Here is a 14284-nt window from a genome sequence, read left to right on the forward strand (position 1 = left end):
TTTAAGGCAAATACTTATTGATATATTTAGATGAAGTACCTTTTTGCTGTTTTCTTAATTTTCTCATTCACTTATCTAAAAGCGCAATCAGATTTTGAAATGTTGGCTTATAACGTGTTGTTAGGTTCTTTTACTTCGGGAGTAGGTTCTACAATCAATAAAACCCCTGAACAGAAATGGAATGAAGCCTTTTTTGACGGTGCGTGGAAAGGAGCTTTAGGAGGTTCTCTCACTTACAGCGGTAAAACATTACTTATGGAAGTTGATGATGATAATGATTGGCAAATTTCTTGGGCCTCGAAAATCATTCACAACTTGGGAACTTCATTTATAGAAAATGGTAGTAATAACCGTCCAATTTTTGAACAATATGTTTTTAATATTGGTTTCTATCGTGCTGAATTTATTTTTAAAAATGGATTTAAATTTAATTCTAGAATAAAACCAATTTCATTCACATTAAATGCCTATTCTATGATAGGTAATCGTTTTGATTTAAATAAATCATTAGTTTACGGGACACCAATATATACTACGCAAGACCAAAATCTACCAAACGCTAGTGCAATCACTCATGGAAACTCGATAGTTTTTAGAGAGAGCTTAATCGATAACTTTAGATTAGCTAACCACGAAATGGTGCATGTATTTCAGTATGATGAATATGTGGGATTTAACTCAATCATTACTAAATTTAAACAAGAAAAAAGATGGTTAAATAAAATTGATTCTTCTATATTTTATTTAGACGCTCATGCAATTATGTTCTATTTGTTTTATTTCACAGACGAATTGATTCAAGGAAGATCATTTAATTTTTTAGAAAGAGAGGCTTACTACTTTTCAGGAGAAATTTCAAGAAACAATTAATGCATTCTATCACCTCTTACTTCTAGATGAGGAATAAAACTAGCTTCATAATCTAACCAGTACTGCCATCTTTCTTTCACTATTTCTTCTTTAAAATAAGTTCGCGCAAGTTTAAGGAACAGCTTGTAGTGTTGCGCTTCGGCAACCATAAAGGTATAATAGAAATCTTGTAAATCGGCATCGTTTAAATTTTGCCACAATTGTTTAAAACGTTCACAGCTGCGAGCTTCTATCAATGCGCATATTAATAATTGATCTAAAAACAGTTGATCACGACCTTGTCCTTTGGGCTTGCCTTTCATTAGTTTTTTTACATACTCGTCAGGTCGCTGGATTCCTAATTTTAAACCACGTTCTTTTAATTTACTAAGAACCATCCTAAAATGTCCCCATTCCTCACTTACCACAGGTGATAAGGCTTCAACAATTTCCTCTTTATCACTGTGCATTTGTATGATAGAAATAATGGTGCTGGCAGCCTTTTGCTCACAAAAAGCGTGATCAGTAAGAATATCTTGTAAACTAAATTTAGCCAAATTGGCCCATCTAGGATCAGTAGGTAACTGTAAACCTAAGGTTGTTTTATCTTTAGAAACATGCATAATACAAAGTTGCTAGTTTTACTCGATTTATTCAAGAAGATCTTACATATTTAGAATATAAGTTTTGCACCTATTGATTGTTGATAGTACGCTTTCGCGAAAGCATAATAACCTACTAAAAAATCATAATAAATAAAATATAGATTTATTTAAGATTCATTCGTACTTTTTGGTTTTTATATCCTACCTATGCGTACAATAAGTTTGCTAGTAATGTTAGTTTTATTAATGTCTTCGTGCAGTAATGAAAATGATAAACAATTAAACAAACAGTTTTTAAGTAATCTCAATTATTACCAAAAAAAATCTGACAAATACTTCTTACTGGAAAACCTTAGACTGTTAGAAATAAATTCCAATAACATTAATAAGGAGTCGCAATTTAGGTTCCATACTTTGTATGCAAGGCTTTTATCAAAAGAGAATAGAGCAGATGAGGCAATTTATCATTTTGAAAAAGCTCGTTACTTATCAAAAATTGTTGAAAAAGACTTGACGAGAAGTGATTTACTCTATCTAATACGTCAATATAGTTGGTTAAGAAGATATGTGGAAGCAGAGAACCTTATAAAAACTGAATTTATCACTGATAAAATGACTCTAAGAGACTCGATACTTAAAACTCATTTAGAAGAGTATTTCTATTATCAAAAACAAGAATATGTAAATGCTTTGAGAAAAAATGAAGATCGAATTAAACTTATAAAAAAAAGCTTTGTTGACGATAGTCTAATAACTAGTTTCATTCATAAAGCAGATTATTTATTTATGTTGGGCGAAAGAGAAAAAAGCTTAAGTTTAATGGATAGTTTGATTCAAAATAACTCAATAGTCAAAGATAGTGACTTGATACAGCTCTACGGAAGTTATGGTGTTTTTCAATTTTATGAAGAGGATTATGAAAAAGCATCTTTTTATTATAAAGAAGCTTTGAAATTGAGTAAAAAAGAAACATCTAATAATATCAATGATATAGCCACAGCTTATGCAAATCTGGCGGAAGTTCATATTTATCTTAAAAATTTAGATAAAACGAAGAAATATATTGATAGTTTTTATCAGCTTGATATGACTCAAGTCAAATACAATCTTCAAAAAAGTGTATTGAAATATAATTATCTATTAATCGAAGAAACTAATGGGGATAGCCGAGATGTGCTAAAGTCATTGGATAAAATAGCCGATTGGCAATATTCAAAGTATGAGGAAAAAACACGTGATGAGTTAGTTGCAATGCAATTAGCTAATGATTATGCTTTGAAAATGAATAAACAAAGAGTGCATTTGGAGCAACAAAGAAAATCTGCATGGTTCGCATTTGTATGTGTTTTATTACTACTTATTATTATTGCTCTTGTGTTTGCTTTGGTGTATAATAGGCATAAAGCCAAATATATAAAAAGAGTAAGTAACTTAGAACAAAAGGTTTTTGCTGCTCAAATCAAACCACATTTTCTATATAATGTCCTTACCTCTATTCAAGGTTATATTTATAATGAACCTGAGTTAGCAAGTAATTTATTAGTAAAGTTTTCACGGTTGCTAAGACAGGTTCTAGAGCATTCTACTCATGAATATATACCCATAGAAGAAGAATTAAGGTTACTGCAGAATTATATTGATGTTTTTAATTTACGATCAGAGCAGAACGTTAGTTTTACCGTTAACATTGATAAATCACTGGGAGATACTGAATTTAAAATACCACCAATGCTATTACAGCCTTTTGTTGAAAATTCAATTCAACATGCATTTCCTACAGAAAACTTTGAAGCTAAAATTCTGATTAGTTTGCTTAAGTGTAATGATGATAATGAATTAAAATGCATTATTGAAGACAATGGTATAGGTATTAGAAATAATATTAATCTAAGTAAGGAAAATAAAACATCATTGTCTATCTCAATGATAGAGCAGTTGCTTAAAAACAAATATAAATCCCAATTAATTTTAAATTGTAGTAAGAATTTTAATTCTGGAACTAGAGTCGAATTTAAACTACCAATCGTTTAGTATGAAGGTTTTAATTGTAGAGGACGATAAAAACACAGCAAAGTTTATTTCTGAGTTATTAATTAATAATTTTCATGAAATAAATTTTCATATAACTTTTTCAAATTCTGTAGAAAATGCTAAGAATCATCTGTTCAAAACAAAATTTGATTTTCTTTTATTAGATATTCAAATTAATGGAGGAACAACCTTTGATGTTTTACATGAGGTTAACCTAAAAGATTGTCCGTTTATATTTATTACAGCATATGATCACCTTGCAATTAGAGCATTGAAAATTGGGGCTTTAGATTATATATTAAAGCCAATAGATTTGAATGAATTCAAAGAGGCAATATTCAAAATACTTAATCACAATAAGGTAGGGGATTTTGCATCTCAATTTAAAGTCGCTAAAGACATATTAGACAAAAAACCGAATAAATTTATCGCTATACCCACTAACTCAGCTATTCATATTGTAGAATTAGAAGATGTACTTTATTGTAAATCCGATGGTAATTATACAACGTTTTACATGAAAAATGAAGATAGATTAGTCATGTCTAAACCACTCAAGTACGTTATTAAATTACTTCCATCTTATTTTGTGAAAATTCATCAATCTTACGTAGTTCAGTTACAAGCTATAAGTAAATATTTAAAAATTGGCGGAGTAATTTTAAAATCAGGAAAAGAGCTTCCCGTTTCATCCCGGTATAAAAAAGAAACTCAAGATCGATTAATGAAAGGATATTAACTCACATCTACAACATATGAATCATAGTAAATCAAAAATGAATTTAGTATTGAAAATTTCTTAAAAACTCTAAATTCAAAGAAAATTTCATCATGAATAAATTCATTATTTTATTTCTATTTTTTACTATAATAGGTTGTAGTGAAGATACTGTAAATGAAGAGGTATTTACAAATTCAAATACTGAAAAAGACATTCAAATGAAGTGGCGAGTTGGAGATCCTAACTTGTATGTATTTGATTATGAAGGTGCTTTAAAGTGGGTCTCATGGCTAGTGACAGATTGTATAATTAACGACCTCGCTTTAAGACAATATGTTTTGAATAAAGTAGATCATACAAAAAGGACAGTGAATTTAGATGATTTGTTGAATGGAGAACAAAGTGGGCCATTAAGAGCTAAATTTTCTCAACTTTTATATGACAGACAGATAGCTAAACCAGATAATTGGGATAAGTTTCCAATAAATTGTATAACCTGTAAAAATAATTCTACTCCTGAATCTGACAGTTATATTATACCCATTGGGGATAGGTACGTTCAATATTCTGATATAAATTACTTTTTAAATACAGAGCATTGTACTGAGATATATTTACCCAATCTGATCGATTTCACGAATGCTGACGCTATTTACTCTACAACACATCCATTAAATAATAATCAAAGTAATGAAGCCACTCAACATGTCATTACGTATAATACATACCTTTCAACTTTTGAAAATTTGGATTATTATGACTCATATGCTGATTATACGAGTTTAACAAATGGAGCTTATTTGTTAATTGTTAGACCTCTGAGAAGTACTACAATTTCTAACTGCTCATACTCCCATATCAACGTATCTGATTTTACAAATTTTCTTGACCATTCACTATATATTCCGCCTGGAGGAGAAAATGGTAATGGACCTGGTTTAAATGATAATACAACAGATTAAATAATATTACTCCCTACTAGTATTTTTTATCTCTGTTTAAGCCTTATTCAAGCGAATAAGGCTTCTTTCATAAAAGCACTTTTGATTAATCGCAACTTGCACTCCTTTTATATTTCAATTATAGTCTTTCTTAAGTGTGAATGTGAAAGTATTCATGGTAAATATGAAATATCAACAAACCGCTTTAATGTTGAAACTATCTTCAAACCTTCAACGAGTAAGCTGAAAATCGTCAAGAGTAAGCTAATTATATCCTATTAACATGAAAAATTTTTATTTATTATTATTACTATTAAGCTCCACTATTGTTAGTGCTCAAGAAAATTGTATTTCCACTTCATTAGACCATCCTGTAGATACAATTCAAACTTATGGTTCAATCTTAAGTGCTCAGTGTGATAATTGTTATTATTGGGAGATATCAAATGGCTCTGCGACTATTATTGGAGATAATACAACTAGTAGTATTCAAGTTTTGAGATCAGGTACAGGTTCATTTACAATTACTCTCACGAAGTTTATCAATGGTGATTGTATAGAATGTAATATTGTTATACCTGGAGGCTGTAGACCTCCGACGCTAAATATTTGTAATCAAATTACATCCGTTAATCAAAATGGAGAATTAATTCTACAACTTTCTCAATACGAAAGTCAACCAGTAAGATATGTATGGCAAGCAACCTATCTGGATAATACTACAGCAACGTATGATAGTGCTAATCCACCACCTGGGACTAATGTAAATATAAATTATTTCAGTGCTCAATTCTATGCTATTCAATCTAATCCGATAAAATCTGTCAGAGTGACAAGTTATAAATTAGGATGTCCCAACTATAGAATTATTGCAACAGACTCTAATTGTCCAAATAGCGTTTATGCTGGTAACTTCTTTACATTGCAAAAAGATATTTTAAAGAAAGAAAATGACTTGGATATATATTATGAAAATAAACAACCGATAATAAGTACAAACCTTGAAAAACAAGACATTGTTGCGGTTGTTGTATTTGATCTTTCTGGTACTATTGTAGAGAAATTCAAGGACTTGAACAGCTTGCAATTAGGGTCGATGAAATCAGGCCTTTATATTTTACAGGTACAAACTAAAGACAAAACTTTATCTAAAAAGTTTATTATTAATAAATAGTTTCTCTTCTAGTACAAAATCTAATGCCATCGCTGTATTACTAAAAACTAAAGTTAATTAAAATAAAAACGTTATATAATACAAGTGAATTTTACTAAAGAGATATAAAAGTATTAGCTCTCTTTATTTTGTTAAATTATACAAAGAGCTCCGTTTACGGAGCTCTTTGTATTAAATCATCAAAACATAATAACTTACTAAAAAATCATAATTAAATCATAACTATTTGATAACTAAGGATCATTGTTTTACCTATTGGTTTTAATTATCTTTAAACCTAAACAAAAACCAATAACATTATGACAACTAAACAAGTGGCTGATCAATTAGTCGAATGGTGCCGAAATGGTGAGGAAACAAAATGCTATGAAAATTTGTATAGTCCTGAAATTACAAGCGTCGAAATGGCAGAACCTATGAAAGAAGTTCATGGTTTTGAAGGATTATCTAAGAAAGGAGAGTGGTGGCGTGAAAATTTTGAAGTCCATGGGAATAAGGTAAGTGATCCTATTGTTGCCGACAATCATTTTGCGGTTACCTTTTGGATGGATACTACACACAAGCCTAGCGGACAAAGATCTCAAATGACCGAGATTGGAGTTTATCAAGTGAAGGATGGAAAAATATGGCGAGAGCAGTTTTTTTACAACACAGAAGAGTAATAAAAAAGAGATCTAGAATCCTAGGTCTCTTTCTATTTCTTCCATTTCTATGATGTCCTGCGCTTCTTGAAGGGTAGGGACAACCATAAGTTCTTCAGGAATTTGATCTGTAGAAAGTGCTTTGTTGATGATAACAAAAGACTGTTTTGTAGCACGGTGTTTATTACTTAATTCTAGAAAATGTAGAAGCTGGTTTAATGTAGCTTGATCATATTCGGATAAATCAACTATGACATTTTTATTTGAAAATTGTTGCCAGATTGTAGGTAAAAATTCTGCAAATTCAACAATATCATTATGTTCATCCTTTAGAAGGATAAAGTTGTCGTGCGATGAGCTTTTCATTTAATTTCTCTTTATTTTGCTTGCTACTAAATATAAAACGGCCATTCTTACTGCAACACCATTTTCTACTTGATTTAGAATAATAGCTTGATCACTATCTGCTACTTCACTAGTAATTTCAACACCTCGATTAATCGGTCCAGGATGCATGATTGTTATTTCTTTGTCTAACGATTGAAGCAATTCCATATTTACACCGTATTGTTGCGTGTATTCTCTCACGCTAGGGAAGTAGGAAATATCCATGCGCTCATTTTGAACTCTCAACATGTTTGCTACATCGCACCATTGAAGTGCTTTACGTAAATCTAGCTCTACCTGAACTCCTAGTTTTTCTATATGCTTGGGTATAAGCGTTGCAGGGCCACAAACCATGACTTCGGCACCTAATTTTTGTAGGCAAAAGATGTTAGATAAGGCTACACGACTGTGTAAAATATCACCAACAATGACTACTTTTTTTCCTGATATATCACCTAATTTTTCTCTAATAGAATAACTATCTAACAATGCTTGCGTAGGATGCTCATGCGCACCATCTCCAGCATTTACTATTCTGGCATTTATATGATTTGATAGGAACACACCGGCGCCTGGATTCGGATGACGCATTACTACAACGTCCACCTTCATAGCGAGAATGTTGTTGACGGTGTCTATTAAAGTTTCCCCTTTTTTTACAGAACTTTGGGCAGCACTGAAGTTAATTACATCGGCGCTTAATCGTTTTTCGGCAAGTTCAAAAGAAAGTTTTGTTCTGGTTGAATTTTCAAAGAAAAGATTGGCAACTGTAATATCTCTAAGTGATGGAACCTTCTTAATAGGTCTATTTATTACTTCTTTAAACTGATCGGCAGTTTGATGAATTAATTGAATATCTTGTGGTGTAAGATATTTGATACCCAAAACGTGATCTACACTTAATTCACTCATTAATTTTCTTTGTTTTTAAGTAAGTAAACGGCGTCTTCACCAGCATTTTCCTTCCAATGTACTTTTACTTTTTGATTGTCAATAGCATCAACTTGTCTGCCTTTATAGTCAGGTTGTATAGGTAGATGTCTAGAGAACCTACGATCTATCAATGTTAATAATTCAATATGTTCGGGTCTTCCAAAGGATTGAAGAGCGGTAAGTGCTGATCGTATACTGCGTCCTGTATAAAGTACGTCATCAATAAGCACCACCTTTTTATCTTCTATTAGAAAATTTATTTCGGTGGAGTTTGCTTTAAGTGGTTCATTACTTCTTCTAAAATCATCTCTATAGAATGTGATGTCTAATTTACCCGATAATAAATCGGATATTTCATAATGATCTTGAAGTAATTGTGTCAATCGATTTAATAAAAATGTTCCTCGAGGTTGAATGCCAATAAGAACAGTTTGTTTAAAATCTCCGTGATTTTCAATTAATTGACAGGCTAACCTATGTAAGGTGATGTTTAATGCCGTCGCGTCTAGAAGTAATTTTTGACTCATTGAGGTTACTTGCTAGTGACAAAGATAAGTATTTTAATAATGTAGAAACGTAAGAATGAAACTTAAAAGCGCTTGTTTAGTAGTAGAACGTATGATGTGATCACTAGTATAATGTGATTTTTAAATAAATAAAAAACCCTTACTTAATTTAAGTAAGGGTTTTCTAAACTATTTAGAATAGAGTAGGCTTAAGATTTACCTTCCATTCTGTCTTTAAGAGCTTGTAGTTTAGCATTTGCATCACCTAAAGTAGGTTTGTTTTCCTCTTGAGATTTAGCAGCAGCTTGCTTAACTATTTTAGCTTCTTCTTCTTTATGGATTACCATGTGAGATCCAACTACACGCTTGAATTCTTTGTTGAATTCTATGATTTGGATATCAGCAGTTTCCCCTTTCTTAAGACGACTTCCATCTTCTTTTTCTAGGTGACGAGAAGGAATAAATACGCTGATGTCATCATTTACATTTACAACAGCTCCTTTATCTAATACTTCGTCAATAGTTAATTCATGAGTAGTTCCTACTGCAAATTCAGTAGCATATTTATCCCATGGATTATCTTTAGTTTGCTTGTGTCCTAGTGAAAGTTTACGACCATCAACATCAAGTTCTAATACTACAACATCTAGTTTATCACCAACTGAACAGAATTCACTTGGGTGTTTGATTTTCTTAGTCCAAGAAAGGTCAGAGATGTAAATTAATCCATCAACACCTTCTTCAAGTTCTACAAATACACCAAAGTTTGTAAAGTTTCTTACAGTTCCAGTGTGACGTGAACCTACTGGGTATTTAGAAGTAATATCAGTCCATGGATCTTGAGAAAGTTGCTTCATTCCTAGAGACATCTTACGATCTTCTCTATCAATTGTAAGAACTTCAGCTTCGATTTCATCACCTACTTTAACAAAGTCGTTAGCACTTCTTAAGTGAGTAGACCATGACATTTCTGATACGTGTACAAGACCTTCAACACCTTCTTCAATCTCTACAAAAGCACCGTAATCAGCGATTACTACAACTTTACCTTTTACTTTATCACCTGGCTTGATTTTCTCAGAAAGAGCATCCCATGGATGAGCTTCAAGTTGCTTAAGACCTAATTGGATTCTTGACTTATCTTCATCAAAGTCTAAGATTACAACATTTAAAGTTTGATCTAATTCAACAACCTCTTGTGGGTGATTAATTCTTGACCAAGAAAGGTCAGTAATGTGAATTAATCCATCAACACCACCTAGGTCAACAAATACACCGTAAGAAGTAATGTTTTTCACAACACCTTCTAATACTTGACCTTTTTCTAGGCGAGAAATGATTTCTTTCTTCTGCTCTTCGATATCAGCTTCGATAAGAGCTTTGTGAGAAACAACTACGTTTTTGAATTCATGGTTGATTTTAACCACTTTGAATTCCATAGTTTTATCTACATACTGATCATAATCACGGATAGGTTTAACATCGATTTGAGATCCAGGAAGGAAAGCCTCAATACCGAATACGTCTACAATCATACCACCTTTAGTACGACACTTAACATAACCATTTACGATTTCACCAGTATCATGAGCTGCATTTACACGTTCCCATGCCTTGATTAATCTTGCTTTACGGTGAGATAATACTAACTGTCCAGTAGCATCTTCTCTTACGTCTACAAGTACTTCTACTTTATCACCTTCTTTTAGGTGTGGATTATAACGAAATTCGTTTAGAGAGATAGCACCTTCAGACTTTGCATTGATATCGATGATAGCGTCACGATCAGTAATTTTGATTACAGTTCCTTCGATAACATCATTATCAATAGTATCCACAAAGTTTTCAGCTACAAGCTTTTCGAATTTTTTAAGTTGCTCTTCATCAACTTTTTCAATTCCTTCACTGTAACGTTCCCAGTCAAAGTTATCTAGGAAATCTTGTGGGTTTTCTTGTTGTGGAGAAGTAGTTACTTTTTCCACACGTTCTTGAACCTGTGTATCCGTTACACCGTCTTTTGCAGCTTCAAGCTCTTGTTTTGTTGTTTCTTCAGCCATATTTGCTGATTAAAAATTTGTATTCTAGACTTGCTGGAAACTTTATAGAAACAATTTCTAGAAGGGTTGTTTTTAAATTATTGATTTCCAAGCGGTTTCCATATTCTCGCTTTGGGAGTGCAAAAATACTTCTTTTTTATTAATATACCTACTATTCAAGGAAATACAAAAATAAAATTAGTAGTTATATTTAACTAATGCTATATTTGACTGCTAAACCAATTGAAAATGAAATTTATTGTATGCCTTGTGGCACTACTACTAGGGATGAATTCGGTAGTATCACAAGAAGAATGCAAAATTGATCGTCCCGTCGAATTGTTTACTAGTAAACAATTTCTTGATTTCTTAGATATTAAGAATTACCATGTGTCAGAAATTCAGGCGCACATGTTTTGTTTGACTCAAACTGAAACCACTTTTAATTTTAATAATTATCATCTAGAAGCAAATTCAGATAATTTTTATAAAACTGATGTTTTTATTATACAACCACAACGTTATTTAAACTACATAACTACTGATGATAATAATTTTTCTAAATACGTTGAAAAATTTAATCTTTTTGGAGGTGATAGATTAAAAAAGGTGGTTGATAGTACAGTAAGTTTTCCTAATACCAAAGAAAAAATTGTCGCCTTACCATATTATTATACTTACAAATGTGATTTAGGGACCGCCGTTCTTAAATTTGGTAAAGTGTATGATAAAGGGAAAGTTGTACGCTACCTTATTAATATAACCGCAATTGAGCCAGAGAAGTTTTAAGTCCTTCTACAAGTTGTAAGTTACTTCAAATTACCAGTATCTTTGCCCGTGTAAAAAAAGAAGTATGTTCAATAAAAATATAAAGCTTGTTCTAGCTGCTGCTGTTGTAGCATGGGCGGTTTATCTCTTTACAAGAAATGAAATTCTTTCTGGTATTAGTCTTCTATTACTTGCCGGAATGTTTGTTTTACTTTATTTCAAAAATGAAATAATTGTACTTGCTTTTCTTAGATTAAGAAAACAAGACTTTGAAGGGGCAAAAAAATGGTTGGATAAAATTAAAAACCCAGAAGCAGCACTAGTCACTAAACAACAAGGTTATTATAACTATTTGAATGGATTAATGATTTCTCAAACCAATATGACTAAGGCAGAGAAGTATTTCAAAAAAGCCATTAAACTTGGGTTGAGCATGGATCAAGATCTTGCCATGGCAAAACTTAACCTTGCTGGTATAGCAATGAGTAAGAGACGCAAAAGAGAAGCTCAAATGCTATTGACTGAAGCTAAAAAATTAGACAAACATAATATGTTGACTGATCAAATAAGAATGATGAAGCAACAAATGAAACGTATCTAACTTGATACTTAAATTAAAAAAGCCTGCTATAAATAGCAGGCTTTTTTATGAAATACTTTTATGCGTTATTATCGAACGATAATTTTCTTAGTCACAGATTTATCGTTTTGTTTAATCTGTATTAAATACAGTCCTTGATTTTCAATTGTGAAATTGTTTTCTGTTCCATTCAAAACGATGCGACCAGTCATGTCAAAAACAACATAGTTCATATCCGACTTAAAGTTATCAATAGTAAATGTACCATTTGTTGAAGGATTAGGATATAGTATTACATCGCCTATTTCTGAAGTAATTATTGACAATGTTACTGCATCATGCATTCCTAAATCATTAGTATCATCTGTAGGAAAGACATCCCAATCACGATTTTTATTAAAAGGAATCAAAGGTGCTTGAACATTAGATTTACGAACCAGAGTTTCATCTTTGGCAAAATCATTACTTCCAGATCCAAATGTTCCTACAATATCAATAAGATTGCCATTTAAAAACAGTCCTACAGGATCGTTACCATTAAAGTCTAGAGCACTACCGCTACTAACCAGTTGATCTGCAGCATTGACAATCGTACTGGACGCATTTCCACGAGCAATTACCCAAACATCTTGATCAGCAACAGTTCCTGATAGTGTTACCGTACCAGACCAGTTACCACCGCCATTCGCATCACGAGCAAGTGTATACCCGTTTAAATCAACAGGAGCACCAGTCCAATTAGATAATTCAATTGCCTTATTGTTCCCAGATCCTTCAATGTATTCACTGATAAATAATGTATTAAATACCACTCCTGTTGAAGTACATACTGTCGTTCTATTACGATCATCGGGTAAATTATCTCCATCAGTATCAATATTAGCAAAATTATCTGGGTCATCACTTAATTTGGATAATCCTCCATTTGTCCCAGTCGAATTGAAATCTGCAGTGGTTGTAAGATAATTTTCAAGTTCGCAATTGGGAGAAGAATTGATTAGATTGTTCGTTAAAACTACCACGAGTTTTCCAAACGGGTTAGTAATCGATTGCCCAGGATTCAAACTAGATACTGGCGTAACTGTGTTTTCAAAAGTCCCAACAATAGGGGTAGAGCTTAGGTTATATAAAATCGATTGGCCTATATTGTTATAGGTGTAGTCATATTCTATGCGATCACCAGCATCGATTGTAGCGTTGTTATTCGTGTCTACATAAGTATCTTCAAGAGTAACAAATAACCTTCCCGATGGAGCATTGCTTGATGTCCAAATATCAGTTATCCACGATGGATTGTCGATATAGGGATTTCGATTATTTTGATGTAAATAAACATCGTTATTACGATCTATTTCCTTTTGACTTACTGGATCGGCATTATGCCAGTCTAAAAGTAAATCTACAAACCACTGTTCAAAATATTGATTTTGAGAACCATCTCTAGGGTCATTTGTGGCATTTGGACTATCCCAACTCGTATCGTTGTATTGAGCTTCATAACGAGTGGCAAAATAGAATAAAGAGCGAGCGATATCGCCTTTGAATTCATCAATCGGTTCAAACACAGTCCCAGTGAATCCTGATGTCGCACTAGGGCCTCTACGAGAACCATTTCTGTAGGTAGTAACGCCGCCACCAGAGCTGTCAACTTCTCCAAAGGGTAAGCTACCACGACCTCCATTTACAAAACCGTCAGTCGGTATTACATGGTGAGCATCACTGCGCATGGGCTCTCTTTGATTGAAAAATCCTTGAGGAAACAGGTGCTCGCGATTGTAACAGTCTCCTTCCTGACTATAATTACCACATTGCTCATTTGTATTTCCATTAAAATTATATGGATCTGCACCGGTAGGGTTTTCAGAATACATATCTAATATGGTACCAGTTTGCGTCCCATTATCGTAGTATTCATCATTGTCAGATGTAAGATATAAAGTATGTAATGCGCCATATCCTTGGTTATTATAACCATTAGAAATAATGTTGCTCAATTCGGTTTTTAACGCATATCCTGTGAGCCCATTGGCACTGTTGTAGTAGTTTGCTGGTGGTTGCGCTTTCGCGAAAGCGAAACATCCAATAACTATATAGAATAAAATTGTTCTCATA

14 protein-coding genes are annotated in these 14284 nt (G+C 32.5%); 8 read left to right on the forward strand and 6 right to left on the reverse strand.

The annotated features are described in order from the left end of the window. The first annotated feature begins 30 nt into the window (after positions 1-30). Positions 31-870: a DUF4157 domain-containing protein gene (locus tag HCN53_RS01715; protein WP_167341801.1), complete on the forward strand. Its 840-nt coding sequence runs from the start codon at positions 31-33 to the stop codon at positions 868-870. Here the strand turns inward: HCN53_RS01715 and HCN53_RS01720 are convergent. Continuing rightward, the gene (locus HCN53_RS01720) at positions 867-1472 is read right to left on the reverse strand and encodes a tRNA-(ms[2]io[6]A)-hydroxylase (protein ID WP_042278529.1); all 606 of its coding nucleotides are present in this window, start codon (positions 1470-1472) and stop codon (positions 867-869) included. The genes HCN53_RS01715 and HCN53_RS01720 overlap by 4 nt on opposite strands. 189 nt (positions 1473-1661) lie before the next feature. On the opposite strand from HCN53_RS01720, the gene HCN53_RS01725 reads away from it, so the two are divergent. From HCN53_RS01725 to HCN53_RS01745, 5 genes are all read left to right on the forward strand, one after another. Then, positions 1662-3485, forward strand: coding sequence for a histidine kinase (locus tag HCN53_RS01725; RefSeq protein ID WP_167341802.1), 1824 nt, complete (start codon positions 1662-1664; stop codon positions 3483-3485). Between the two features lies 1 nt (position 3486). Continuing rightward, complete coding sequence (locus tag HCN53_RS01730; protein WP_167341803.1) at positions 3487-4224, forward strand: LytR/AlgR family response regulator transcription factor; 738 nt, start codon at positions 3487-3489, stop codon at positions 4222-4224. 92 nt (positions 4225-4316) lie between these two features. Beyond that, the gene (locus HCN53_RS01735; protein WP_167341804.1) at positions 4317-5168 is read left to right on the forward strand and encodes a hypothetical protein; all 852 of its coding nucleotides are present in this window, start codon (positions 4317-4319) and stop codon (positions 5166-5168) included. Between the two features lie 262 nt (positions 5169-5430). Beyond that, positions 5431-6321, forward strand: coding sequence for a T9SS type A sorting domain-containing protein (locus tag HCN53_RS01740; protein WP_167341805.1), 891 nt, complete (start codon positions 5431-5433; stop codon positions 6319-6321). Positions 6322-6620: 299 nt separating this feature from the next. Further along, a complete protein-coding gene (locus tag HCN53_RS01745) occupies positions 6621-6983 on the forward strand; it encodes a nuclear transport factor 2 family protein (protein WP_042278530.1) in 363 nt (120 codons plus the stop codon). 12 nt (positions 6984-6995) lie between these two features. Here HCN53_RS01745 and HCN53_RS01750 read toward each other — a convergent pair whose 3' ends face one another. From HCN53_RS01750 to rpsA, 4 genes are all read right to left on the reverse strand, one after another. Further along, entirely contained in the window at positions 6996-7328 is a 333-nt protein-coding gene (locus tag HCN53_RS01750) for a ribonuclease Z (RefSeq protein ID WP_105018776.1), read from the reverse strand. After that, the gene (locus HCN53_RS01755) at positions 7329-8261 is read right to left on the reverse strand and encodes an aspartate carbamoyltransferase catalytic subunit (protein WP_167341806.1); all 933 of its coding nucleotides are present in this window, start codon (positions 8259-8261) and stop codon (positions 7329-7331) included. Further along, positions 8261-8809, reverse strand: a complete 549-nt coding sequence (gene pyrR / locus HCN53_RS01760; protein WP_105018778.1) for a bifunctional pyr operon transcriptional regulator/uracil phosphoribosyltransferase PyrR — start codon at positions 8807-8809, stop codon at positions 8261-8263. The genes HCN53_RS01755 and pyrR overlap by 1 nt, the downstream gene beginning before the upstream one ends. Positions 8810-8997: 188 nt before the next feature. Beyond that, on the reverse strand, positions 8998-10845 hold the full coding sequence (rpsA, locus tag HCN53_RS01765) for a 30S ribosomal protein S1 (RefSeq protein ID WP_042278534.1): 1848 nt from the start codon (positions 10843-10845) through the stop codon (positions 8998-9000). A 228-nt stretch (positions 10846-11073) separates the two neighbouring features. Here rpsA and HCN53_RS01770 point away from each other — a divergent pair, with 228 nt between their 5' ends. After that, a complete protein-coding gene (locus tag HCN53_RS01770) occupies positions 11074-11613 on the forward strand; it encodes a hypothetical protein (RefSeq protein WP_167341807.1) in 540 nt (179 codons plus the stop codon). Between the two features lie 64 nt (positions 11614-11677). Further along, positions 11678-12193, forward strand: a complete 516-nt coding sequence (locus tag HCN53_RS01775) for a hypothetical protein (protein ID WP_105018779.1) — start codon at positions 11678-11680, stop codon at positions 12191-12193. Positions 12194-12261: 68 nt separating this feature from the next. Here HCN53_RS01775 and HCN53_RS13135 read toward each other — a convergent pair whose 3' ends face one another. Continuing rightward, on the reverse strand, positions 12262-14283 hold the full coding sequence (locus tag HCN53_RS13135; protein WP_167341808.1) for an endonuclease: 2022 nt from the start codon (positions 14281-14283) through the stop codon (positions 12262-12264). Position 14284: the final 1 nt, after the last annotated feature.

The sequence above is a fragment of the Nonlabens sp. SY33080 genome, assembly GCF_011784885.1.
GTDB lineage: Bacteria > Bacteroidota > Bacteroidia > Flavobacteriales > Flavobacteriaceae > Nonlabens > Nonlabens tegetincola.

What these genes read in the sequence shown, in the direction of transcription:
- HCN53_RS01745 (WP_042278530.1), top strand. Translation starts at nt 6,621, where the DNA reads ATGACAACTAAACAAGTGGCTGATCAATTAGTCGAATGGTGCCGAAAT.
- rpsA (WP_042278534.1), bottom strand. Translation starts at nt 10,845, where the DNA reads ATGGCTGAAGAAACAACAAAACAAGAGCTTGAAGCTGCAAAAGACGGT.
- HCN53_RS01775 (WP_105018779.1), top strand. Translation starts at nt 11,678, where the DNA reads ATGTTCAATAAAAATATAAAGCTTGTTCTAGCTGCTGCTGTTGTAGCA.
- HCN53_RS01770 (WP_167341807.1), top strand. Translation starts at nt 11,074, where the DNA reads ATGAAATTTATTGTATGCCTTGTGGCACTACTACTAGGGATGAATTCG.
- HCN53_RS01730 (WP_167341803.1), top strand. Translation starts at nt 3,487, where the DNA reads ATGAAGGTTTTAATTGTAGAGGACGATAAAAACACAGCAAAGTTTATT.
- HCN53_RS13135 (WP_167341808.1), bottom strand. Translation starts at nt 14,283, where the DNA reads ATGAGAACAATTTTATTCTATATAGTTATTGGATGTTTCGCTTTCGCG.
- pyrR (WP_105018778.1), bottom strand. Translation starts at nt 8,809, where the DNA reads ATGAGTCAAAAATTACTTCTAGACGCGACGGCATTAAACATCACCTTA.
- HCN53_RS01720 (WP_042278529.1), bottom strand. Translation starts at nt 1,472, where the DNA reads ATGCATGTTTCTAAAGATAAAACAACCTTAGGTTTACAGTTACCTACT.
- HCN53_RS01725 (WP_167341802.1), top strand. Translation starts at nt 1,662, where the DNA reads ATGCGTACAATAAGTTTGCTAGTAATGTTAGTTTTATTAATGTCTTCG.
- HCN53_RS01740 (WP_167341805.1), top strand. Translation starts at nt 5,431, where the DNA reads ATGAAAAATTTTTATTTATTATTATTACTATTAAGCTCCACTATTGTT.
- HCN53_RS01750 (WP_105018776.1), bottom strand. Translation starts at nt 7,328, where the DNA reads ATGAAAAGCTCATCGCACGACAACTTTATCCTTCTAAAGGATGAACAT.
- HCN53_RS01715 (WP_167341801.1), top strand. Translation starts at nt 31, where the DNA reads ATGAAGTACCTTTTTGCTGTTTTCTTAATTTTCTCATTCACTTATCTA.
- HCN53_RS01755 (WP_167341806.1), bottom strand. Translation starts at nt 8,261, where the DNA reads ATGAGTGAATTAAGTGTAGATCACGTTTTGGGTATCAAATATCTTACA.
- HCN53_RS01735 (WP_167341804.1), top strand. Translation starts at nt 4,317, where the DNA reads ATGAATAAATTCATTATTTTATTTCTATTTTTTACTATAATAGGTTGT.